We start from the raw sequence: 23,131 nt of genomic DNA on the forward strand, positions 1-23,131 counted from the left end.
AGATCGACAACCCGACCCCCCTCGGATCGGTCCATGGCATAACGCCTGTAGATCAAAGCTACCCCGAGGCCATTCGTTCCTATGTGCGGTTTCGCGCTTCTGGCCACATCGGCGCTGAGCTGAATCACTCCTAAGCCGTGAGCGTGGGCCAGAGCCGAAAGAGACGCCTCGCAGCGAGACCGAATCGTCCATAGCCGGATCACCTATGCCCGATGATCTTCGTTGCGAGACACCCGCACGGCGAACGCTTCGTCGTCTTCGCTTCGGCGCGCTAGCGAGCGGGAGCGCATGGCGCCAGGATGGACGCCATATCGTCCTTCCTGCCGCTCATCGTCACCGCTGCGCTTGACGCAAGGGCCTTTGCGTACTTCGAGGCCCTGCGCCGGAGACATTTTCCGCCTCATCTCAACCAGATCCCCGCCCATCTGACTCTGTTCCACGCCCTTCCCGGCGATCAGGAGCCGCTCATCCGGCAGAAGCTATGGGCCGCCTGCGCCGGCCGACGCCCCTTGATCCTCGGCGTGCGCGCACCATGATGTCTGGGACGCGGCGTCGCCTATCGGCTCGAGGCTGGGGGGCTCGACGCTTTGAGAGCCGAGTTGGCGCTGGCCTTCTCGCCCTGGCTGACGCGCCAGGATCAGGCCGGCTTCCGGCCGCACATCACTGTCCAGAACAAGGTTGATTTGGTGCATGCGAAGGCGCTGCTGGACCAACTGATGCCGGGGTTCGAGCCCTTCGACATCCTGGCCGAGGGTTTGCAGTTCTGGCGTTACCACGGCGGGCCGTAGGAAGCCGTCGAAGACTTCGGCTTCGACGGCGGCTGACGTGGATCCCCCAGCGGGCGGTGAGTGCGATTGGGCAGGACCAACCGACCGGCGCTCGTGGTTGATTCAAAGAGGGGTCAAGACCTACGCCATAAAACTAGCCGATCCTTTCGGCGTCGAAAGAACAGTGACCGTCTCCTCTCCCCCGACGTCCGGGCCGCAACCACGTTGACCACGAAGAGCTATCATGGATAACGCACGCCTGTGGGGTCGGAACAGGGTTTGTGGACCACGAGCCTGACCATAACCGCGAGATCATCGCGCTCGAAGCGCTGATGGTTCTGTCGGACGCCCCCTACGTGTTATTCGACTACGCTGCTGTCGCAGCAATCAGCCGACACTCCAATAGACAGACGTCGTCTTCAAGGGACCAATAGGTCCAACGTCCGCAGGAGGGATGGATCGTCGCCTATGGCGTGTTGGTCTCGAACGCCCAGGGACATTACGCCACGGTCTGCACAACGACCTACCGCCGTCTGGAGCAACAGGGCCGACGGGTGATACGGCACAATCAATCGTCCCTTCCAACCAGCTAGACGGCTGTTTCGGTTCAAGTGCCTGTCGAAATGGCTTACGGTGCTGACAGCCTCAAAGGCGAGCAGCGCCGGTCCGGGCGCACGCTACGAGACGCAGCTTCAAGGGGTCCGGCATCAGACGCCAGCTTGCGAGGACGACCTCAAAGAGGGCCGAATCTTCGGCGACGGCCGCGAACAGCGTCATAGATGATACAAATTTAAGGTCGTCCGGCGATCCGAAGACCTCATGCAGCAACGTCCCGGGCGCGGTGGTTGCCGCTCGGGCGGCGCGCCGGAGCCGATTGCCTAGGATGGGATGCACGAGATAAGCTAAAGCCTCGGCCAGAGAGACGATCCCTTAGAAGCACGCCATGGACGACCGGCTCAGAGATCGCGCCTGAGGAAAAACGAACATATCCAGTGACTCGTCTTGCGGCCGGCAGCGAGCTCGGCCATGGCGCCGTCGAACATCCCGTCCTGCGCCGTCACGAACCGTTGAGGTCGGCGGTCATGCGCCTTCGCCATCCAGCGCGGCGAGCCAGTCCGCATAGGGTGTATTGCGCGCCATGCGTCGATTGAGATCCGGCGCGCCGTCGTCCCACCAGACCGGACCGCGCTCACCCAGGGCTATCTTGGCCTTGTCGACGTCCTGACGCGCCGTCGCCAGCGCGTGCTGATCTGCTACAGCCAGGGCTGAACGGACAGAACGCCGCGCCGTCATCAGGTCGTGGACGAGCCGATCTCGCGTTGTGGCCCCCAAACCGGGATTGGGGCAACGCCACAGCCGCCCGCGCACGACGAAATATCGGCCGTCGGGCGTGGTGGGATAAGGAGGCGGCGCAGGCATGGACGGACAACGCCCGACCGGCGAGATGGCGCCGCCTATAGGCCGATCTGCAGGTCCACATTGTGGCGCGTTGACTTCAAACACCTTCGATATGGAACAAATGCGGACCATCAACTCCTCCGCCCCGCTCAGGAGATTATGTCCCCCCGTACGTTTTAGAGACCCTGCGTTCCGAGCTCGCCCGCATTGAAGCCTTCCGGCGTTCGCCCCACGGCATTCTGCCGTTCGGCTTGGACGTCCTCGACCGTCGGCAATTCGCCGGCGTTTGGCCCTTCGCGCGCTGCATGACGTGGCCGACTATCGGGCCGTGGACGGAGTGGTCCGCCAGCATCGGCCCTAAGCATTGGAATCCCGCAGCAGCCGATCGAAACGCGCCGCCTCAGGTAATCCCCCTTCTTTCGGAGTCCGATCAGCGCCCGACGCGTTCAGAGGTCAGTTTTCAGCACAAAATAGGGCAGCAGACTCGCGACGACTTTTCGGCTCGCATTGTCCTCCTGACCGAGCATGTCTCGAAGGGGCCCGCCGATCAGAGCGTCGCCGAAGGCGCTCATCGCAATGAAAAGCACAGCGGACGAGAGTTGATCGCGCGAAGGCTTGGAGGGATCGCCCAACTTTTCCGCAATGGCGCGAACGAGCCCGTTGACCGCGGCTCTTACCGGCTCGAGGTGGGTGAGATCGCCCTTGAGTACGATCCAGGCCGCCAGTTTTCCGGCTCCCCCGTCCGCGAACGCGTCGAAGACGGCGTTGATCAACTCGAGCGGCGCGCCGTCGTCTGTCCGCAGGCGCGCGATCGCGGTGTCGAGCGCGTTCGACAGGTCGGCCACCATCGAGCCCATCAGCGCCGACTGAAGCCCCTCGGCCGATCCGAAATGATGGATGAGATTGGCGTGGGTCACGCCGAGATCGTCCGCGACAGCCTTGAGGGTGACCGAATCCGGCCCTCCGTGCAGAAGCCTTACGCGCGCGGCCGCCAAGGCTTCAAGCCGGGCCTCATCAGGGGTGCGTCGGCGCCGACGAACGCGCTCTATTGACATCAGTGTTAGTTACATCCATGTAGATAGTCGATTGGTTAAGCGCACCGTGGGGAGAGAGCAAGTGACTGCGGAACTAATGATCGACCACGGTCTGGCGACGACGCGCCCGTCAAAGCCGGGGCGGACGGCCGGACGTCTTCAGGCTCGTCGCATCCAGCCGCTTAGGGCGCTGCGCGCGCTGCGCCGTCTGATCGCCGATAAGGAAGACACCGCCCAGGTGTTCGAGATCATGAACGCCCTTGCCGGAGGCTCAGTCAGGCGGGGTTACCATCGCCTATTGGAAGAGGCCGAGGGCGCTCGCCAGGCCTTTCTGATGACGGAGTTCGCGGATCGGCTCCACGACCGCGACTGGCTGGAATCCCTGCCGTCAGGCTCTGTGGGGCGGGCGTACCTGGACTTCATCGATGAACGCAATCTGTCGGCCTACGGCCTGGCGGGCGAGAGCCAGAAGGTCGCCGACACGGACATCGAAGTCGCCCATCCGTACGCCTGGTACGCGCGTCGGCTGCGCGACGTGCATGATCTGTGGCACATCCTGACCGGCTATCGCACCGACGCCTTGGGCGAAGCCTGCGTGGTCGCCTTCTCCCTGCCCCAGACGCGCAGCGCCGGATTTGGATTGATCGCAGCAGGGGTCGCCGTGGAGGCCGCCCGAGCCCGCACCGGCCATCCCTGCGCCCGCGCCATTCTAGAGGCCTGGAGGCGGGGCCGCCGGGCCGCATGGTTGCCGGCCTTGGACTATGAGGCCTTGATGGCCGAACCTCTGTACGAGGCGCGTGCGCGGCTCGGTCTCGCCAGCCCAACGCTCTACGATCGAATTCCGGTCGAGGTTCGCAATACGCTTCTGGTCGCAGCCTGATGCCCCGCCGCGGCGTCGCCGTGATCGCGGTCCTGATGGCGGTCGCCGGCCCTGCGTCGGCGCAGGACAGCCCCCTGCTGGGCCGATGGCGCACCGCCGCCCAGGACGGAATCGTCGAAATCCAAAGATGCGGCGCCGGTCTCTGCGGCCGGATCGTCGATGCGGCGCCGTTACGGCGCGATCCAAATCAAACGGATGTCCGCAATCCCAACCCCGCCCTGAGGACGCGTCCGCTGCGCGGGCTGAGCGTCCTAGAGGGGTTCACGGGCGGCCCCACGACCTGGACGGGCGGACCCCTGTATGACCCGCAGAGCGGGCAAGGCGCGGGACGGGGCGTCCTGACGCTTCTCGAAGGCGGACGGCTCTCCGTGCGCGGCTGCATCGCGCCCTTGCTGTGCCGCACCCAGATCTGGACGCGGTCGCCCTAGGACGCGCGCGTCACGCCATGGCGCGACCCGCGGCTCGGCCGGTGAAGATGCAGCCGCCGAGAAAACTGCCTTCCAGGGCGTTGTAGCCATGGGTGCCACCCCCGCCGAACCCGGCGACTTCGCCGGCCGCGAACAACCCTTCCATGACGGAGCCATCGGCCTTCAAAACCCGGCTCTCAAGATCGGTCTGGATCCCGCCCAGGCTCTTGCGCGTGAGAACGTGCAGCTTGACCGCGATCAGCGGGCCGGCCTTCGGGTCTAGAAGCTTGTGCGGTTTGGCGACCCGCGCCAATCGATCACCCAGATAGCGACGCGCATTGTGAAGGCCTTGGATCTGCAGGTCCTTGGCGAAGGGATTGTCGATCTGGGCGTCGCGAATCTCGACCTCACGGCGGATCTTGCGCGCATCGAGCAGAGGCGTCGGCGTCAGCGCATTCATGCCCGCGACCAGAACGTCGAGATCGCCGGCGACCACGAAATCCGCCCCATTGCGCTTGAAGGCTTCGACCTCGGGCGACGCGCCCTTGCCCAATCGCGTCCGGAGCACGCGCAGCCAGTCGCCCGACGTGATGTCGCCGTTCTGTTCCGATCCCGAGAGCGCAAACTCCTTTTCGATGATCGCCTGGGTCAGGATGAACCAGGAGTGGTCGTGCGCCGCCAGGTCGGAGGTCGTCCGCAGATGACGAAGGGTCGACAAGGTGTCGTAGCCAGGCAAGGCGGGAAACGGCAGACGCCGTCCCAGAGCATCCAGCCACAGCGATGACGGGCCCGGCAGGATCCGAATGCCGTGCCGGGGCCAGATCGGGTCCCAATTCTGGACGCCCTCGACGTAGTGCCACATGCGATCCTGGTTCACCAGGCGCGCGCCGGCGCGCTCGGCGATGTCCAGACCGCGCCCGTCGACACAGGTCGGGACGCCGGCGATCATTCGGCGCGGCGCTGCGCCCAGTCGCGCGGGCCACTGGCGCCGCACCCTGTCGTGATCGCCTCCAATCCCCCCGGTCGCGATCAAAACGCAAGGCGCGCGCAGAGTGAAGGCTCCCACGGCGTCACGATTGGACGGCGCCCCGCGCGGCGCCGCGTCCAGCGCCAGCCTGGCGCCCGAAACGCCCGTCACGCGTCCCGCCTCGACGATCAGCGCGTCGACCCGACAGCGCGGAAAATAGGCGAGCGCGCCGCGCCGTTCGGCCGTCAACGCCCGCTGAGCGAACGGACCGCTGACGCCGGTTCCCGTTCCCCACGCCACATGAAATCGGGGCACGGAGTTGCCATGGCCGTCGGCGCGGCCGTCGCCGCGCTCGGCCCACCCCACCATCGGCGTCAGGCGCACGCCGTGACGCCGCAGCCAGTCGCGCTTCTCTCCGGCCGCAAACTCCACATAGGCCCGCCCCCAACGACGCGCCCAGACATCCGCCCCTAGGTCGCCGTCGAGCCGGTCCCAACCGGCGCTGGCCTGCCAATCCGACCAGGCCAGATCGACGCTGTCGCGAACGCCCAGTCGACGCTGTTCGGGGCTGTCGACCAGAAAAAGCCCGCCGAAGGACCAATAGGCCTGGCCGCCCAGGTTCGAGGCGTTCTCCTGATCCAGAAGCGCCACCCGGCGGCCGGCCTGAACCAGTTCATTCGCGGCGACGAGGCCGGCCAGGCCCGCTCCGACGATTACGGCGTCATAGTCCATCCCGTCCCCCTGACGCGGCCCCGACCGACAGCGATACGACGCCTCTCCTCGGGTGCTCTTCAACCAACATCATTGTCAATAGCTATTGACATGCTGGTGAGTAGTGCGAAGCTGACGACAACCGCCGGTGGCCCCGCCCCGTCGAGCGGACATATCAGGCGGGAGGAAACGCACATCGCACGGCGTCGGCAAGGCGCCGCGCCCCGGGAGGATTTCATGGCTTCAGCGGTCTGTATTCGCGCGCGCCTCGCGCTCTCCGTATCGGCGACAGCGCTGTTCATGGCCGGCGCGCCTGCCCTGGCGCAAAGCCCGACATCCCAGGCCGATCCCACCCCCGCGGTCGTGGACGACATCATCGTCACGGCCCAGAAGCGCGAACAGTCGGTTCAGGACGTGCCGATCGCCGTCACCGCCCTCTCGTCGGAAGCCCTTGAGGCCCGTCAGATCGAAGGCGGATCCGAGCTCCTGCGCGCCGTGCCGAACGTCACCTTCTCCAAGGCCAACTTCAGCATGTACAACTTCTCGATCCGCGGGATCGGGACCAAGGCGGTTTCGGCTTCCAGCGACCCGGCGGTCGCCGTCAGCTTCAACAACACGCCCCTGATCCGAAACCGGCTGTTCGAACAGGAGTATCTGGACGTCGACCGCGTCGAGGTGCTGCGCGGGCCGCAGGGCACCCTGTACGGCCGCAACGCCACGGGCGGGGTGGTGAATATGTTCCCCCAACTGCCGCGCTTCGCGTCCGAGGGGTTCGTGACCGGAGAGCTCGGCAACTACGACAGCAAACGCGCCCAGGCCATGGTCAACATTCCGTGGGGCGAGACCTTCGCCATGCGCGGAGCCTTCGCCTTCACCAAGCGCGACGGCTTCGACTTCAACAGCTTCAACGACACCCATGTGAACGATCGTGATCTGTTCACGACCCGACTGTCGGCGCGCTGGGAACCCACGGCGCGGTTCCGGGCCAATGCGATCTGGGAGCATTTCGAGGAGGACGACAACCGGTCCCGCACCGGCAAGCAGTTGTGCACGACCGATCCCGGCCCCACACAGCTCGGGTCGGCGACGATTACGACGCCCTACACCCAGGATCAGCTCAGCCAGGGCTGCCTGCCCGGCTCCCTCTACAGCGATGCCGCCTACGGCGCGCCGAACGGCGGATCATTCGGGCCCGTTCGGCTGCTCGGCACCGGACCGAACCTCGGCTTCGGCCCCAATTTCGAGCTGATCAACCTGATCCCGCTGGGTTTCGACCCGTATGAAGGCGTGGTCCAGTCCCGCGACCTGCGCGAGATCGCCACCAGCTACGATCCGGTGTTCCGCGCCGAGAACGATGTGGTCCAGGTTAATCTGGAGTTCGATCTCAGCGACTCCCTGACGCTGTACTCTCAGACCGCCTATGCCAAGGACGACTACTATGCGTCCCAAGACTATGCTCGCTACGTCTCGAACCCCGCCTTCGTCGACAGCAACAACGTTTTCGACTTTCTAGGCAATCCCGCGCCGTCCACGGCGACGCCGGGCGGGATCTACACCGACCCGCAGCTGGGGCCCTCAGACCGCATCTTGGCGGTGGACATCAGCCAATCGGATAATCGCCAATGGTATCAGGAGATCCGGCTTCAGTCGAAGGGCCAGGGATCGTTCAACTTCAGCCTGGGCGCCAACTATCTCGATTTCAAGTCTCAGGACGATTACTACGTCTTCAACAACACCTTTTCGCTGATCGCAGAATATTTCTACAACACGGATTTCTTGCCCAACGGCGGCATTGGCACCCAACCGTGCGACGACAGCCAACCGTTCGAATGCGTCTATGTGGACCCCAATCCGCTCAGCGAAATTAATGGGGAGGGGCATAACTATTTCCGCAGCAAGAACGTCATCCACACCCGATCCTGGGCCGTCTTCGGCGAGGGCTATTGGGACCTGACGCCTGAGCTGCGGCTGACGACCGGGCTGCGCTATACCGTGGATCGCAAGGATACGACGCCCTATCCCAGCCAACTTCTGCTCGGGGCCAACCTGAAAGGCAATCCCGGTCTGGCCACAGGGGGCTATGTTCGTCGAGGCTACTATGCGCTGCCGGATATCGAGCAGAAATGGGAGGCGCTGACCGGACGCATCGTTCTCGACTGGACACCCGACCTGTCATTCACGAACGATACCTTGGTCTATGCATCCCTGTCGCGCGGCTACAAGGGCGGCGGCACCAATCCTCCCCGTCTCGATCTGAACCCGACGGTCGTGCAGTATCAGCCGCTGGCCAGCACCTTCGAGCCTGAATACGTCAACGCCCTCGAGATCGGCACCAAGAACACGTTGCTGGACGGCAAGCTGCGGCTGAACGCCACCGCCTTCTACTACGACTACAAGGACTACCAGGTTTCGCAGATCGTCGACCGCATCTCCTTGAATGAGAACTTCGACGCCAAGATCTGGGGGCTTGAGTTCGAGACCGTCTACAAGCCCACGGCCAACTTCCAGATCGACGCCAACTTGGGATACTTGAAGACGCGGGTCGCCGACGGCGAGGGCTCCATCGATGTGATGAACCGCACCCAGGGCAATCCCGACTGGATCACCCTGCGGCCGTGGATTCAGGTGCCGTCCAACTGCATCGCGCCGCGTGATCTGGCCGAGCAGATTCTGAACAGCCCCTTCGGGACGGAAATCGCGGTCTTCTCTCTCAGCGCTCTGTGTGCGGGTTCGTCGCGGTTCGGAACCTTCAACCCCGACCTCGCCTCCAGCCTGCCCTTCTGGCAGTTCTACGGCTTTACCTATGACCCTCTGACCGAGGCGCCGAACGGCGGCCGGGGCTTCAATGCCGACCTGGGCGGCAACGAACTGCCCAATTCGCCCAACTGGACGGCCAATATCGGGGCCCAATACACCTGGTTCCTGGGCGATTGGGACCTGACGGTGCGCGGCGATTACTATCGTCAGGCCGAGAGCTATTTCCGGGTCTACAACACCGAGTATGACCGGCTGAAGGGCTGGGACAATCTCAACCTCTCCGTCTCCCTGAAGGACAGCCAGCGCGGCCTGACCGTGCAGGCCTATGTCAAGAATCTCTTCGACGACGCGCCCATCGTCGACGCCTTCACCAATTCCGACGACACCGGCCTGACCACCAACGTCTTCACCCTGGACCCGCGGCTCTTCGCCGTGCGTCTCACCAAGAGTTTCTGACCGCTTCGCGGCCGGTTCGGAGCGGTAAGAGCCCTGCAAACCTGATCGCGCGAGCGGTCGGGTTTGCCCTGCCATTCATCGTTTACCATGTTGAAAAATAATGTTTTTTGTCTTGACTCAACACTGTTGACGGCGTTGTAAATAGCACGTCCGGACCGTCGGACAGTCCACGGTTCGCAAGGGGCCGATCAAGGCCCGCTCAAGGGAGGACTACCATGATCAAGACGCTTTCCATCGCCGCTGCGGCGCTCGCTTCCGTCGCCGTCGCTTCCCCCAGCTTCGCTCAATCCTTCTCGCCCAGCTCGGGCAGCGTATCGGGATCGGGTTCTGTCACCCTGTCTCAGACGACGGTCGTGACCTGCAACGTCTCCATCACCGCCAGCCCGCTCAGCGCGACCAGCGCGCCGATCCCGACCCGCAGCATTTCCCCGGGCAGCGCTCTGTGCTTCGCCGTCGCTCCCAGCGGGTCGTGGAGCGCCGCCGTGGTGCCGGGTTCGACGACCTCGATCGCCCTGACGATCGGCGCCAACACCGTCGCCAACGACCCGTGCTACGGCACGGTCGTCGTCGCCTGGAACAACGCCACCAGCACCGCGACCTTCAGCAACAATGTGCTGCCCCCCGTCAACGCCGGCGGTCGCAGCTGCACAATCCGCAGCGGTTCGATCCGCATCCCCGGTCTGCAGATTCTGTAAGCCTGGCAAGCCTGCCCCCTCACCCTGAAAAGCCTCGCCGGGCGTCTGCGACGCCCGGCCTTTTTCGCGTCTCGCTCGCCTGGCGCGCCCGTCCTCGCAGCGCCGGCGCCAGGGATCGAGGCTGACCGCTATGATGCCGATCATCGTCCAGGCCGAACCGTCGCCCCTCCCCCCGCCCGTACAGCTGGACGCGGTGGAAGTCTTCGGCCGACGGGGCGCGGCCAGGGTCGCGCCGGAGCAGGTGCTGGGACCGGACGAGATCGACGCGCTCGGGGCCTATGATATCGGCGAAGTGATCGCGCGGTTGAGCGAACGTCTCGGCCTGCAGCAGTCCCCTGTCGTCATCGTCAACGGCCGCCCGGTCGTGGACGCCCGAAACTTTACGGGCTTCCCGCCGGACGCGCTGGTTCGGGTGGAGACCCTTCCGCCCCAGGCCGGCGCCCTCTACGGCGATCCATCGCGTCGCGTTGTCAACATCGTGCTGCAGCCCGCGTTCGAAAGTCGCGACGCTCAGGCGAAGCTGGCCCGTCCGAGCGCGGGCGGGACCTCGTCCGTCGCCGCAGAGGGGCGTCAGTCGCGTATCGAGGACAATGAGACCTTCCAGATCGGCGCCCAGATTTCGCGCACGACCGCCCTGCGCGCGAGCGAGCGATCCGCGACCGGCCGAAGCGCATCGGCCGACGAGACCGACACCCTGCGTCCCGAAGTCCAGGTCGCTTCGGTCTCGGTGTCCGCGACCGGCGCCATCGGCGACTGGGCGACGTCGTTCAGCAGCACGGCCCAGCGACAGAGCGACGCCTTCACCTCGAGCCTCGCGGGCCAGGCGCGCGAGACCCGCCAGATCGCAAACAGCCTGACCGCCGCGGGCGGGGTCAGCGGTCGTCTTCTTGACTGGTCTGTGCGCGCGGGCGTGGACGGCCTGGTCGCCAAGACCCGACAGTCGGGATTGACGACATTCGCCACGCGCACCCGGGTGTTCTCGGCGTCCGTCTTTGCGGATCGTCGTATTATGGACCTGCCGGCCGGCCCCGTCCTGGTTACGGCGGACGCCCGCTACACCGCATCGACATCCGAGACCTTGCATGCGCCGGAGACGCCGGCCCAGACACTCCAGACGCTTGCTCTCGGATCCAATCTGAACCTGCCGATCCTGTCCCGGTCATCGGAGCGGAGCGGGCCTTGGGGAGACTTGGCCGTCAATGTGGGCGGCCGATTGAACCGTCAGGGCGATGCGGGCGCGAACGGCGGTCTGAACGCCGGCCTCGCCTGGTCCCCGCTCAGCAAATTGAGATTGTCGGCCCAGTGGTCGCAGGCGACCGACGCGCCGACGCGCGAGCAGAGGTCAGCCCCGCCGCAGTACGGGGCGCCTCGGCTCGTCTATGATTTCACCTCCGGCCAAGCGGTCGAGATCACGCCCCTGCTGGGCGGCAATCCGGACCTGGCGACGCAGACCGCACAAACCGTGTCGCTGTCCGCGTCCACCGGTCCGTTCGGCGCCTGGGGACTGCAGGGCAATCTTGATCTTCAGACGGTCCGCACCGAAAACGCGATCGGAGCCCTGCCGATGCTGACGCCGGCGGTCGAAGCCGCCTTTCCGGATCATGTTTTCAGAGACGCTGAAGGGCGGCTGATCGGCCTCGATCAGCGCCCCATCAATCTGGCGCGGCTGTCCACCGAGACCCTGTCCTCCGGCTTTTCCGCCACCCTCCCGCTCGGCAGCCCTGGAGAATCGCTGCGGAGCGGGTCGATGCTGGTCGGGATCACCCACATCTGGCGCCTGGAAGACAGTCTCACGATCCGCGACACTCTCCCCCGCCTCGACCTTTTGGCGGGCGACGGCGGCGGCCTTCCCCTTCACCAGCTGACCGTCCGGCTGGACGGCCGGTATGCGCGATGGGGCGTCAACGCCGTCCTGAACTGGAGAGGTCCCGCGCGCATACGCCGTGACTTTGGAAGCGATGGTCCCGACGACCTCCGACTATCGAGCCTTCTCACGGCCGGTCTGCGGATCAGCACGATGATCGATGCGCCGGAGGCGACGGAAGAGGGGGCGCGTCGTCGCCATGACGGCCTCCGTCTGGAGTTCGAGGTCGAAAACCTGTTCGACAGCAGACCTGAAGCGCGGCTCGGGGACGGCCGGCCTGCGCCTGGCTACGGCCGCAATGCACAGGATCCCTTGGGTCGCACCCTTCGTCTGACCCTCAGTCGGCACTTTTAGGGTAGGAGGCTCGGCGGAAGCGAAGCAACGGCTGAGGTCTCGCCCCAAAACGGATCCTAGGGCGATGTCCTGATCGTGCAATCAGGCAACGCCGATCGTATTCCGACGGAGATGATCACGTCCGGTTGGGCTGCCTCTAAGGACCCGCACGCGTTTTTCCGCAGGATTCTATCTGACGTCATCCATGCGATCGCGGTCCCGCCGACAAGCGTCTCTACGCGGCGCTTCTGAACAGGCCTGGACCGGCCTGGACCGGGCTGAAACGTAGTGTATCGGATACCGCTTCCGCCACAATCCCTCGCTTAGTCCTTGCTATTGCCCCGACTGACGTTAGGAACCCGGCTCCCCTGCCTGGAGCCCTGCCATGACGGCGACGAAACCGATGACGATCGGGATCGATTTCGGCACGACCAATACGGTCGTGGCCCTGACCGATGCGGACGGCCTCGCCCATCTCGTGACCTTCGACGCGGTCGAGGGCCAGACGACCACCTTCCGCTCGGCGCTCAGTTTCCAGACCCATCCGGGCGTGGACGGCCAGCCGCCAGAGCGCGTGGTCGAGGCCGGCCCCTGGGCCATCGCCGCCTATGTCGAGGATCCGCTGGAGACCCGCTTCATCCAGTCGTTCAAGACCTTCGCCGCCAGCGCCGCCTTTACCGAGACCCGGATCGACAACAAACGCTACGCCTTCGAGGATCTGCTGGCCGCCTTCCTCTTGCGCCTGCGGCACCATGCGGGCGACGAACTCGCGAACACCCAGCCCGCCGTCATCGTCGGCCGTCCCGTCACCTTTGCGGGCGGCAATCCGGACGAGACCCTGGCCCTGTCGCGCTATCAGACGGCGTTCGAGCGGCTGGGCTTCACCGACATCCGCTATGCGCACGAGCCGGTCGGCGCCGCCTTCTATTTCGCGCGCCAGCTGAAGGCGGACGCGACGGTCCTGGTCGCCGACTTCGGCGGCGGCACCAGCGATTTCTCCATCATCCGGTTCGAACATACGCCCGACGGCCTGCGTTCGACGCCGCTGGCCCGCTCGGGCGTCGGCGTGGCGGGCGACGCCTTCGACTACCGGATCATCGACCAACTGGTCTCGCCCGAACTGGGCAAGGGCGGTCTGTACAGCTCCGTCGGCAAACAACTGCCTATTCCCCAGCGGTATTATTCCGCCTTCGCGCGCTGGGATCAGCTGGCTCTGCTACGGGCCTCGCGCGACATGCGCGACATCCGCGCGCTGGCCCGCACCGCGCTGGAGCCCGAGAAGATCGAGCGTCTGATCGAGGTGCTGGACGACAATCACGGCCATGACCTGTACCGCGCCGTCTCCACGCTGAAGATGGCCCTGTCGGCCGACGACCAGGCGACCTTCCTGTTCCAGGCCGGCGGCGTCCATATCGAAAAGCCGGTCGCCCGCGCCGATTTCGAACGCTGGATCGCGCCGGAACTGGGCGCCATCGAGGGCGCGGTGGATCAGGCGATGGCCCGCAGCGGCCTTGCGCCCGACGCCATCGACCGCGTCTTCCTGACCGGCGGCACCTCCTTCGTGCCGGCCGTGCGCGCCCTCTTCCAGAACCGCTTCGGCGCCGATCGGATCGAGACGGGCGGCGAGTTCGAATCCATCGCGGCCGGCCTGGCCCTGATCGGGCGCGAGCCGGATCTGGACCTGTGGAGCGAGAAGGCGGGTTAGGTCGGAACACCAGACGCCTAGGATAAAATCGCCGCCAACTTCTAAAGCTCGTCACCCTCGGGCTTGTCCCGAGGGCCCACGGTTAAACGATCTCGACCGCGAGGTGTTTTCAAACAAACGCCTGGCATGTCCACGACCGCATTCGAACCCACCGTAGGCCCTCGGGACAAGCCCGAGGGTGACGGATTATAAGTTCATCGACCTAGAACCCCTGCGCCCGCGCCACCCGTTCGGCGTGAAAACCGGCGTCGCCCAGCAGTTCGTTCAGCACCCGCACCCGCTTCATGAACAGGCCGACGTCGTATTCGTCGGTCATGCCGACGCCGCCGTGCATCTGGACCGCCTCCTGCACCGCCAGTTCGGCGACGCGGCCCGCCTTGGCCTTGGCAATGGAGGCCGCCAGGGACGCCCCCTCGCGCCCCTCGTCGATGGCGATCTGCGCGCCGATCGTCGCCGCGCGCGCCAGTTCCAGCTCTGAGAACAGATGTGCGGCCCTGTGTTGCAGCGCCTGGAACTCACCGATCAGCTTGCCGAACTGTTTGCGGGTCCGCAGATACTCCATCGTCGTCTTGAACGCCTGATCGCCCGCGCCTGTCAGGCTTGAGGCCGCACAGGCCCGCCCCAGGTTCAGCGCGCCGTCCAGCAGCGCGTCCCCGCCCCCGACCGCGCCGATCACCGCATCGGCGTCGACCGCCACATCCGTCAGAGTGATCCGCGCCGCATTGTGCGCGTCCACCATCACCGTGCGCTCGACGGCGACGCCCGCCGTCGCCGGATCGACCAGGAACAGCGTCGTCCCCTCCTCAGCCGTCGCGACGACGATCAGGGCGTCCGCCACATGGCCGTCCAGCACGAAGGCTTTGGCGCCGTTCAGCTTGAAACCGTTGCCCGCGCGCTCGGCCCGCGTGGTGATCCGCGACGGTGCGTGTTTCGCGCCCTCGTCCACCGCCAGCGCCAATATCGCCTCGCCCGCCGCGATCCTGGGCAGCCAGGTCTGCTGCGCCTGCGATCCGCCGTCGATCAGCACCTTGGCCGACAGGATCGACGAACCCAGATACGGCGACGGCGTCAGGGTGCGCCCCAGGCTCTCTGCGATCACCCCGGCCTCGACCGCGCCCAGCCCCATGCCGCCCAGCGCCTCGGGAATGATGACGCCGGCGAAGCCCATCTCGCCAAAGGCCCGCCACAGGTCGCGCGACACGCCGTCGGCGTCGCGTTCGTCCCGCAGCTTCCTCAGATGGGCGATCGGCGCCCGTTCGCTCAGGAAGCCGTCGGCGGCATCCTGCAACATCGTCTGTTCTTCGGTCAGGATCAAAGGCATGGGTTCAGTCCCCTGACAGCGCAGCGAAGTATGAGAAGGCCAGATAGATCGCCTGATAAGCGGGCGCCGCCAGGAGAGCGACTTCCTGCGATGGTGACGGTCGTGGCGAGAATTTTGCCAGCCCGGCGACGATTAAAGCCACCCCGGGCGCAAGAAAGAAGAACTTGGCGCTCCAAGTCGGTGTAAGTTCGCTCCAAGACATGCCCCATCCCATAGGCGTCAGCATGACGAAGCTCAGCAGCCCGCTGAGAACGACGCCGACTACCGCGATACCGAAAAGCAAAGGCCGTTCTATTACGCCTGTCACCTTCACGCTCCCGGCAGTTGCAGCAGGTGTTTGGCGATGATGTTCAACTGAACCTCGCTGGTGCCGCCCTCGATGGAGTTGGCCTTGGTCCGCAGCCAATCGCGGGCCGACTTGCCGTCATGCGACCGCTCGCCCTCCCACTCCAGCGCCTCGGCCCCGCCTGCCGCCATCAGCAGTTCGTGCCGCCGCTTGTTCAGCTCGGAGCCGTAGTATTTCAGCATGGAGGCGATGGCCGGGTGCGCCTGTTTAGCCTTCACCTGATCGCCCACCCGCTCCATCGCCAGGTTGAAGGCGGCGGCGTCGATCTCCAGGTCCGCGATCCGCGCGCGCAGCATCGGCTCGTCCAGCCGCCCCGCGTCGTCGGCGCCGATGGCGTCCAGCGCCACCTGCCCCACAGGCCGCCCGCCGCCGACCTCGCCCATCGCGCCGATCATGGTCCGCTCGTGCGCCAACAGATATTTGGCCACGTCCCAGCCCCGGTTCAGCGTCCCGACCAGGTTTTCCTTCTCCACCCGCACGTCGTCGAAGAAGGTCTCGCAGAAGGGCGACTTGCCCGAAATCAGGGTGATCGGCCGCGTCGTCACGCCCGGCGTCTTCATGTCGAACAGCACGAAGCTGATGCCCAGATGTTTGGGCGCCTCGGGGTCCGTGCGCACCAGGCAGAAGATCCAGTCGGCCTTGTCGGCGTAGGAGGTCCAGATCTTCTGGCCGTTGACGATCCAATGGTCGCCCCGATCTTCCGCCCGCGTCTGGATGGACGCCAGATCGGACCCAGCGCCCGGCTCGGAATAGCCCTGGCACCAGCGGATCTCGCCGCGCACGATCTCTGGCAGGAAGCGCTTTTTCTGCTCTTCGGTCCCAAAGGCCAGCAGCGCCGGGCCCAGCATCCAGACGCCGAAACTGGCCAGGGCCGGCTGGGCCTTGATGCGGCGCAGTTCGGAGGCCAGCACCTTGGCCTCCTCGCGGCTGAGGCCGCCTCCGCCGTATTCCTTGGGCCATTCCGGCGCTGTCCAGCCCCGTGCCCCCATCCGCTCCAGCCACAGCTTATGCGCCGGGGTCTTGAAGGTGGGGTTTCGCCCGCCCCAGATCATCTCGTCGTCGGCCATCGGACCGCGACACTCGGCCGGGCAGTTCGCCTCCAGCCAGGCGCGCGTCTCGGCGCGGAATTGCTCCAGATCGGTCATTCCTCGTCTCCCATAGCGTGCGTCGCTGACCGGCCGAAACCGATGCGAGACATCGTTGGGACTGACCTTATCCAGGAAATCCCCGCCTTAGAAAGCGAAACCTGAATGCCGATCACCTAGAGCCTGATCGGCTGAGGTGGAATCGCTTCGCGATTCCGCTGATGCCGTGAATCAGGCTCCAGATTGATGCTGGAGCGAAATCTGAACCGAGTTGGACTGCATCCAACTCAACCGATTTCGCTCTAGCTGACGTAGCGTCAGATCAGGCCGTGACCCTTGGGCAGTTCGGCATAGCGGTGAACCCGCGTCGCCATCACCAGACCGAAGCCGATCATGACGGTCAGCATGACGGTGCCGCCGTAGGACAAGAGCGGCATCGGCACGCCCACGACCGGCGCCAGCCCCATCACCATCGCCCCGTTGATCAGTACATAGAGCGCGAATGTCGCCGTCACGCCCGAGGCCGCCAATCGCCCGAAGTGACTGTGCGACAGCGACGCGATCCTCAGCGAGATCAGAATGATGGCGGCATAGGAGGCCAGAAGCGTGAAGGTGCCCACAAAGCCGAACTCCTCGGCGAAGGCGGCGAAGATGAAGTCGGTCTGGCGCTCGGGAAGGAACTCCAGCTGGCTTTGGCTGCCCAGGCCGAACCCGCGCCCCAAAGGCCCGCCCGACCCCATGGCGATCTTGGACTGCACGATCTGATAGCCCTTGTCCGACATGTCGGCCTCGGGGTTCAGGAAGGTCAGCACCCGGTGACGCTGATAGTCGTGCATGCCGAACATCACATAGGGCGGCACCAGCACGGCGGCGGCGATGATCAGCGGCAGGATGATCCGCCAGCTCAGCCCGGCGACGAACATGATCGCCGCCCCCGTCAAACCGATCAGCATGGCCGATCCCAGGTCCGGCTGGTGCGCGACCAGCAGGAACGGCAAGCCGATGATCCCGACCGGGAAGATCAGCTTCCAATGGAAACTCGCCTCCGTGGCCGAGGCCCCGTGATACCAGCGCGCCAAGGCCAGCACGACGCCGATCTTCATGATCTCGGACGGCTGGATGCGGGTGAAGCCCAGGTCCAGCCATCGGGTGGCGCCCAAGGCTGTATAGCCCAGCGGCGTCTCCACCAGCGCCAGCATGAATAGCGCCATCCCGTAGATGGGATAGGCCAGAGCAAACCAGTAGCGGATGCTGATCAGCGACAGCATCAGCATCAGCGCCAGACACATGCCGAACCGGATCAGGTGCTTCATCGCCCACGGCGACCAGGATCCGCCGGCGACCGAATACAGCATCAGGGCGCCGGTGCCGGACACCACGCACAGCAAGGCCGTCAGCCGCCAGTCGATCTGGCCCAGCTTGGTCGAGACGCGTTCGCGCTCGCCGGGACGTGACAGGGCCGAGGCGGTCAACGGCCGGGCTCGGACAGATAGGGTCGCGGACCGCTGGTCGCAGACGGCGCAGGGCGGCTCGGTTGCGGCGGGGCCACCACATCGGGCTCGGGCGCGGCGCCGACCACCCCGTCCTCGACGATGGCGTCGCCAGTCGGTTCGGGCGGCAGCGGCCGTTCGATCCGGGCTCGCATGTCCGGATCCTTGAGCAGCACGGTGCGCATCACCTCACGCGCACGCGGCGCACCGGCGGTCGCTCCGCCCTTGCCCCCGTGTTCGACGATGATGGCGACCGCATATCGCGGCGCATCCACCGGCGCGAACGCCACGAACAGGTTGTGGTCCTTCAGCGCCCAGATATTGCTCTTGCGCGAGCCGGAGCCGTAATTCCGGACCTGGGCCGTGCCGGTCTTGCCGGCCATCTGGATGTCGCCCAGGCCCAACTGGCTCTGGCGGTAGGCGGTGCCGGATCGATCGTTGGCCACGGCGATCATGCCCTGGCGCACATATTCCACGTGGGCCGGATCGAACGGCAGGTCCGGGGCCTCGGCTCCGCTGGGCTGTTCGACGCCGCCGATGGACTTGATCAGGCGTGGCTGAAGCTGCTTTTTCCCGTTCGCGAGGCGCGAGGTCATGACGGCCAGCTGCAGGGCGTTCACCGTGATCGCCCCCTGCCCGATAGCCACGGAGGTCGTCTCCCCCGGATGCCAGACCGGATCGCGCGGGAAGGTTCGCGCCTTCCATTCCGTGGACGGCAACAGGCCTTTGCGCTGGTTGCCGACGCCGATGTCGAACTCGTGCTCGAAGCCCAGCGCCAGCCCCGCCTTGCGGATGTTGTCCACGCCCGCGCGGTTGCACATGGCGTAGAAATAGACGTCGCAAGAGTTCTTGATCGCGTCGTGCATGTTCTGGGTGCCATGCCGCCCCCAGCATCGCTGCGTTCGGTTGCCCGTCCGATACGAACCCGAGCAGAACACCGTCAGCTTCGGATCGACGCCGGCTTCCAACAGAGCCAGCGCCGTGGTCGGCTTGAAGGTCGATCCCGGCGGGAAGGTGCCGTTCAGCGTCTTGTCCAGCAGCGGTTTGCGCTCATAGTCGGCCAGGGCGCGATAGGTCTTGCTCGGCACGCCGCCGACGAACAGATTGGGATCGAACGATGGCGCAGACATCATGCACAGGATGTCGCCGTTTCGCACATCCATGACCACACAGGCGCCCGACTCGTCGCCAAACACTTCCAGAGCCCGGTTCTGAACATCGGCGTCCAGCGTCAGGATGACTTCCTTGCCCGGCACGGCGGGCCGCGACCCGCCGATGTCCTCGGCGACGACGCGGCCTCGTGCATCGACCTCGACCCTATTGCCGCCCGGCTCTCCGCGCAGCGACGTATCCAGAGCCTTTTCCACGCCCTGGCGGCCGATGCGGAAGCTGGGATTGAACAGCAGGGCCGGCGGCTGCTCGCCCTTGTCCCGGATCGCCTTGACGTCCCGATCCGACACCTTGGCCACATAGCCGATGACGTGAGCGAACGATCCGCCGAACGGATAGTACCGCGCCTCGTTCATATCGACCATCACGCCGGGCAGTTCGTTGGCGTACTGATTGACCTTGGCGAACTCCTCCCAGGTCAGGTCGCTCTTGACCGGCACCGGGTTGAACTTGGACGCCGCATTGACGTCGCGGATGATCGCGCGACGGCGCTCCAGCGTGTCGGGCAGCAGCCGTCCCAAAAGGTCCAGCGTTTGGTCCAGATCCTTGGTCTCGTCGCGCACCACCAGCACACGGAAGCTGGGGCGATTGCCGGCGATGACGACGCCGTTGCGGTCTTTGATCAGGCCGCGCGGCGGCGGGACCATGCGAAAGTTGAACTGGTTCTGCGACGACAGGGTCGCATACTCCTGAGCCTGCACGACCTGCAACTGGCCCAGCCGTCCGATCAGCGCGGTAATCCCCAGCGCTGTCGCCCCGCCCAGCACGAAGGTGCGCCGCAGGAAGGACCCCTGACGCTCATTCACATCGGCAAAGAAGATGGAGGGCTCGCCGCTCATCGGAACCGAATATCTCCGTCGTCGAATCGCTCAAGCATCCAGTTGGCGATCGGAAACAGGAGCAGCGTCGGCACGACCTGTCCGACCAGCGGCAGGATCGCCGGCGCGTTCGTCGCCCGCATGGTCACCACCAGATAGGCCAGAAAGAAGGCGCCCAGCGTACAGGCGGCATAGGCCCCGAAGCGGATCATCCCCTCATGCCCCGCCAGCAGATTGCGCGACAGCAGCACCGTTCCATAAACGCCCATCAGACACAGCGCCCACAGACCCAGCGGCGTATTCCAGAAGAGATCCAGGAACAGGCCGATCAGAAACAAGACGGCCGGCGCAAGCATCGACGGCCGGATCAAGGGCCAGGCGAAGGCCAGGATCATCGGAATGACCGGCTCGGGCAGATGCAGACCGAACAGCTGGAGCGGCGTTCCCAGAACGACCGTCGCGGCGAGGACGAGTAGGGCCGGATAGACGATCCACTGAAGAGGTCCGACAACGCGAACCGCGACGGGCCGTCTCACGCCGCGCCTCCCGGAGCGGGCGCCGGCGCAGGGCTCGGCGCAACCGGTGCAGGCGACGGGGTCGAAGCCGCAGGCCTCGGAGACGTCACGGCCGGACGGGCCGCAGTCGGCGCAGCGGCGGGCGCGGGCGTTGGCGCTGGCGTCGCCGCCGCAGCACGCGCTCGTTCGGCCTGAGCCTGCTGCGCCGCCGCACGACGAGCGGCGGCGTCACGGATCGCTCCGACCTCGGCCGCGCTCGGCTCCGGCGCCGTCGTCAGGCCTGCGAGCGGCGGCGCATTCAAGGCGTTCGGGCTGACCAGTTGTCCAAAGCTCTGGAACAACAGCACGCGAACATAGTCGATCGCGCCGTGATCGCTGAACAGCTTGACCCGCCAGGCGCCGTCCACACCCTTGGCGGCGACCCCGATCGGCAGACCACGCGGCAGACCGCCGCCGTCCCCCGAACTCAGAATACGGTCACCCGCCTTGATGGAACCCGATCCGCGAATGAACTCCAGACGCGGGCTGTCGCCGCCGTCGCCGGTCAGCATGGCGCGCGCATCGGTGCGCTCGATCATAACAGGGGTGCGCGACGCCACATCCGTCAGCAGCACGACGCGGCTGACGCCGCCCGTCACGCCCGTCACCCGACCAACCAGTCCATGTTCCGTCACGACCGGATTGCCGATCCGCACGCCCTTGGCCGAGCCGACGTCGATCAGCTTGGCGTTGGAGAAGGGACCGCGCGATTCCGAAATCGCCCGTCCCGTGGCCATGGGCACCGGCGGCTCGGTGCGCAGACCCAGCAGGGCCTCATAGCGGCCGTTGATGTTCTTTTGAGCGATCGCTTCGTCACGCCAGCCGCGTAGTTCAGCGATCTCGGCTTTCAGGCGGCGGTTCTCGCCGATGGCGAAGAAATAGCCGCCGACGTAGTCGCGCGCGGCCCCGGCCCAGCGCACCGGCGCGGCGAAGACCCCGCCCACCGGCCCGGCCGCCGCTTCGAAACCGCCGCGCGCCGCGCCCATGGTCGAGCCGCCCTCGGACGTGGTCCGATCGCCCAGCAACAGGACGACCGCGCCGATGACGGCCACGACGACGACGACCGCGGCGGTCCACGCCAGCGGCACCTTGATGTTTTCAAAAGGGCCGTCGCGAAACGCCACGGGCGACCTTCCACTCAAAGGGGTTGGAATCGGCAGGACGCCCCCTGCCGCTGAGCCTGCCTATCGCAAAATCAAGGCCGGAATGGAACCGTGATCACGCAGGCCTGACAAGGATTTGCAGCCAAGCTTTCACTTGGCCGCAACGGACGGATCAGAGCGCGGAGTCGAGAACGCCCTTCATCCAGCGCGGGTGCTCCAGCACGCGGCCGCAGCCGATGGCTACGCACGACAGCGGATCATCGGCGACCGAGACCGGCAGGCCGGTGTGATCGCGGATCTCGACGTCCAGGCCGCGCAGCAGCGCGCCGCCGCCCGTAAGCATGATGCCCTTGTCGGCGATGTCGGCGGCCAGTTCCGGCGGCGTGGCTTCCAGCGCGACCTTCACGGCCTCGATGATCTGGGTGACCGGCTCGGCCAGGGCTTCCGCCGCCTGACGCTCCGAAATGCGCACCTCGCGCGGCACGCCCTGCATCAGGTCGCGGCCCTTGACCTCGATCGACAGGCCTTCGCCGTCGGCCGGGATGCGGGCGGTGCCGATGTCCTTCTTGATGCGTTCGGCGGTCGTTTCGCCGATCAGCAGGTTATGGTTGCGGCGCATGTAGCTGATGATGCTGTCGTCCATCTTGTCGCCGCCGACGCGGACCGAACGCGAATAGACAATGCCCGACAGCGACAGGACGGCGACTTCCGTCGTGCCGCCGCCGATGTCGACGACCATCGAGCCGGTCGGCTCGTGGATCGGCAGGCCGGCGCCGATCGCGGCGGCCATGGGCTCGTCGATCAGGCCCACGCGGCGCGCCGAGGCGTTCAGGCAGCTGTCGTTGATCGCGCGACGCTCGACCGCCGTGGCGCCCGAGGGCACGCAGACGATGATCTTGGGGTTCACGAAGCCCTTGCGATTATGAACCTTGCGGATGAAGTGCTTGATCATCTCTTCGGCGACTTCGAAGTCGGCGATGACGCCGTCGCGCATGGGGCGGATCGCCTCCATGTGGCCCGGCGTGCGGCCCAGCATCTGCTTGGCCTCGATCCCCACGGCGTGAACGACCTTGCGCCCCCCGACGTTTCTCAGCGCCACGACCGACGGCTCGTTCAGGACGATGCCCTTGCCCTTCATGTAGATCAGGGTGTTGGCGGTGCCCAGGTCCATCGCGATGTCGTTGGAGATCGCGCCGAAAAGGGAGAAGCTCATGGGAATCGATACCGTTGTTAGCTGGCAGGGCGTCTAGATGTCTCAGTCGACCTGGCG

General features: G+C 65.8%; 21 protein-coding genes. 8 read left to right on the forward strand and 13 right to left on the reverse strand.

The window, feature by feature from the left end; genetic code table 11:
- Positions 1-299: 299 nt before the first annotated feature.
- Both GGC30_RS16410 and GGC30_RS16415 read left to right on the forward strand, forming a co-directional pair.
- Entirely contained in the window at positions 300-536 is a 237-nt protein-coding gene (locus tag GGC30_RS16410) for a 2'-5' RNA ligase family protein (protein WP_228763515.1), read from the forward strand.
- 3 nt (positions 537-539) lie between these two features.
- Entirely contained in the window at positions 540-788 is a 249-nt protein-coding gene (locus GGC30_RS16415) for a 2'-5' RNA ligase family protein (protein WP_255488771.1), read from the forward strand.
- Between the two features lie 624 nt (positions 789-1,412).
- Here the strand turns inward: GGC30_RS16415 and GGC30_RS16715 are convergent.
- The 4 genes from GGC30_RS16715 to GGC30_RS01270 form a co-directional block, all read right to left on the reverse strand.
- Positions 1,413-1,661 (reverse strand): DUF1810 family protein, encoded by a 249-nt coding sequence (locus GGC30_RS16715; protein WP_370451817.1) that lies wholly within the window; start codon positions 1,659-1,661, stop codon positions 1,413-1,415.
- A 62-nt stretch (positions 1,662-1,723) separates the two neighbouring features.
- Positions 1,724-1,888: a DUF1810 family protein gene (locus GGC30_RS16720; RefSeq protein ID WP_370451818.1), complete on the reverse strand. Its 165-nt coding sequence runs from the start codon at positions 1,886-1,888 to the stop codon at positions 1,724-1,726.
- The gene (locus tag GGC30_RS01265) at positions 1,848-2,186 is read right to left on the reverse strand and encodes a hypothetical protein (protein WP_153922085.1); all 339 of its coding nucleotides are present in this window, start codon (positions 2,184-2,186) and stop codon (positions 1,848-1,850) included. The genes GGC30_RS16720 and GGC30_RS01265 overlap by 41 nt, the downstream gene beginning before the upstream one ends.
- Positions 2,187-2,611: 425 nt before the next feature.
- The gene (locus GGC30_RS01270; RefSeq protein WP_370451819.1) at positions 2,612-3,160 is read right to left on the reverse strand and encodes a TetR/AcrR family transcriptional regulator; all 549 of its coding nucleotides are present in this window, start codon (positions 3,158-3,160) and stop codon (positions 2,612-2,614) included.
- A gap of 121 nt (positions 3,161-3,281) precedes the next feature.
- On the opposite strand from GGC30_RS01270, the gene GGC30_RS01275 reads away from it, so the two are divergent.
- Together GGC30_RS01275 and GGC30_RS01280 are read left to right on the forward strand one after the other, a co-directional pair.
- Positions 3,282-4,079 (forward strand): Coq4 family protein, encoded by a 798-nt coding sequence (locus GGC30_RS01275; RefSeq protein WP_370451820.1) that lies wholly within the window; start codon positions 3,282-3,284, stop codon positions 4,077-4,079.
- The gene (locus tag GGC30_RS01280; RefSeq protein ID WP_153922090.1) at positions 4,079-4,507 is read left to right on the forward strand and encodes a DUF2147 domain-containing protein; all 429 of its coding nucleotides are present in this window, start codon (positions 4,079-4,081) and stop codon (positions 4,505-4,507) included. The genes GGC30_RS01275 and GGC30_RS01280 overlap by 1 nt, the downstream gene beginning before the upstream one ends.
- Before the next feature lie 10 nt (positions 4,508-4,517).
- On the opposite strand, the gene GGC30_RS01285 is transcribed toward GGC30_RS01280, so the two are convergent.
- Complete coding sequence (locus tag GGC30_RS01285) at positions 4,518-6,185, reverse strand: FAD-binding dehydrogenase (protein ID WP_153922093.1); 1,668 nt, start codon at positions 6,183-6,185, stop codon at positions 4,518-4,520.
- Between the two features lie 216 nt (positions 6,186-6,401).
- Between GGC30_RS01285 and GGC30_RS01290 the strand changes: the two genes are divergently transcribed.
- The 4 genes from GGC30_RS01290 (at position 6,402) to GGC30_RS01305 (ending at position 13,974) form a co-directional block, all read left to right on the forward strand.
- A complete protein-coding gene (locus tag GGC30_RS01290; protein ID WP_194943498.1) occupies positions 6,402-9,377 on the forward strand; it encodes a TonB-dependent receptor in 2,976 nt (991 codons plus the stop codon).
- Between the two features lie 215 nt (positions 9,378-9,592).
- Complete coding sequence (locus GGC30_RS01295) at positions 9,593-10,072, forward strand: hypothetical protein (RefSeq protein WP_153922096.1); 480 nt, start codon at positions 9,593-9,595, stop codon at positions 10,070-10,072.
- 130 nt (positions 10,073-10,202) lie between these two features.
- On the forward strand, positions 10,203-12,290 hold the full coding sequence (locus GGC30_RS01300; protein WP_153922099.1) for a TonB-dependent receptor: 2,088 nt from the start codon (positions 10,203-10,205) through the stop codon (positions 12,288-12,290).
- A 364-nt stretch (positions 12,291-12,654) separates the two neighbouring features.
- Entirely contained in the window at positions 12,655-13,974 is a 1,320-nt protein-coding gene (locus GGC30_RS01305; protein WP_153922102.1) for an Hsp70 family protein, read from the forward strand.
- Between the two features lie 202 nt (positions 13,975-14,176).
- Here GGC30_RS01305 and GGC30_RS01310 read toward each other — a convergent pair whose 3' ends face one another.
- The 8 genes from GGC30_RS01310 to GGC30_RS01345 form a co-directional block, all read right to left on the reverse strand.
- Positions 14,177-15,295 carry an acyl-CoA dehydrogenase family protein gene (locus tag GGC30_RS01310; RefSeq protein ID WP_153922105.1) on the reverse strand — a complete coding sequence of 373 codons (1,119 nt, stop codon included), beginning with the start codon at positions 15,293-15,295 and terminating at the stop codon, positions 14,177-14,179.
- A 4-nt stretch (positions 15,296-15,299) separates the two neighbouring features.
- Positions 15,300-15,578, reverse strand: a complete 279-nt coding sequence (locus GGC30_RS01315; protein ID WP_153922108.1) for a hypothetical protein — start codon at positions 15,576-15,578, stop codon at positions 15,300-15,302.
- Positions 15,579-15,604: 26 nt separating this feature from the next.
- Entirely contained in the window at positions 15,605-16,786 is a 1,182-nt protein-coding gene (locus GGC30_RS01320; RefSeq protein WP_153922111.1) for an acyl-CoA dehydrogenase family protein, read from the reverse strand.
- Positions 16,787-17,043: 257 nt separating this feature from the next.
- Complete coding sequence (gene rodA / locus GGC30_RS01325; RefSeq protein WP_153922114.1) at positions 17,044-18,198, reverse strand: rod shape-determining protein RodA; 1,155 nt, start codon at positions 18,196-18,198, stop codon at positions 17,044-17,046.
- Positions 18,195-20,225 (reverse strand): penicillin-binding protein 2, encoded by a 2,031-nt coding sequence (mrdA, locus tag GGC30_RS01330; protein WP_153922118.1) that lies wholly within the window; start codon positions 20,223-20,225, stop codon positions 18,195-18,197. Before mrdA ends, rodA begins: the two co-directional genes overlap by 4 nt.
- Positions 20,222-20,740: a hypothetical protein gene (locus GGC30_RS01335; RefSeq protein WP_066551390.1), complete on the reverse strand. Its 519-nt coding sequence runs from the start codon at positions 20,738-20,740 to the stop codon at positions 20,222-20,224. The genes mrdA and GGC30_RS01335 overlap by 4 nt, the downstream gene beginning before the upstream one ends.
- Positions 20,737-21,882 (reverse strand): rod shape-determining protein MreC, encoded by a 1,146-nt coding sequence (gene mreC / locus GGC30_RS01340; RefSeq protein ID WP_370451821.1) that lies wholly within the window; start codon positions 21,880-21,882, stop codon positions 20,737-20,739. Before mreC ends, GGC30_RS01335 begins: the two co-directional genes overlap by 4 nt.
- Positions 21,883-22,033: 151 nt before the next feature.
- Positions 22,034-23,074, reverse strand: coding sequence for a rod shape-determining protein (locus GGC30_RS01345; protein WP_017504801.1), 1,041 nt, complete (start codon positions 23,072-23,074; stop codon positions 22,034-22,036).
- Positions 23,075-23,131 lie beyond the last annotated feature (57 nt).

The sequence above is a fragment of the Brevundimonas sp. SPF441 genome (genome assembly GCF_009661015.1).
In the GTDB taxonomy this organism is placed as follows: domain Bacteria; phylum Pseudomonadota; class Alphaproteobacteria; order Caulobacterales; family Caulobacteraceae; genus Brevundimonas; species Brevundimonas vesicularis.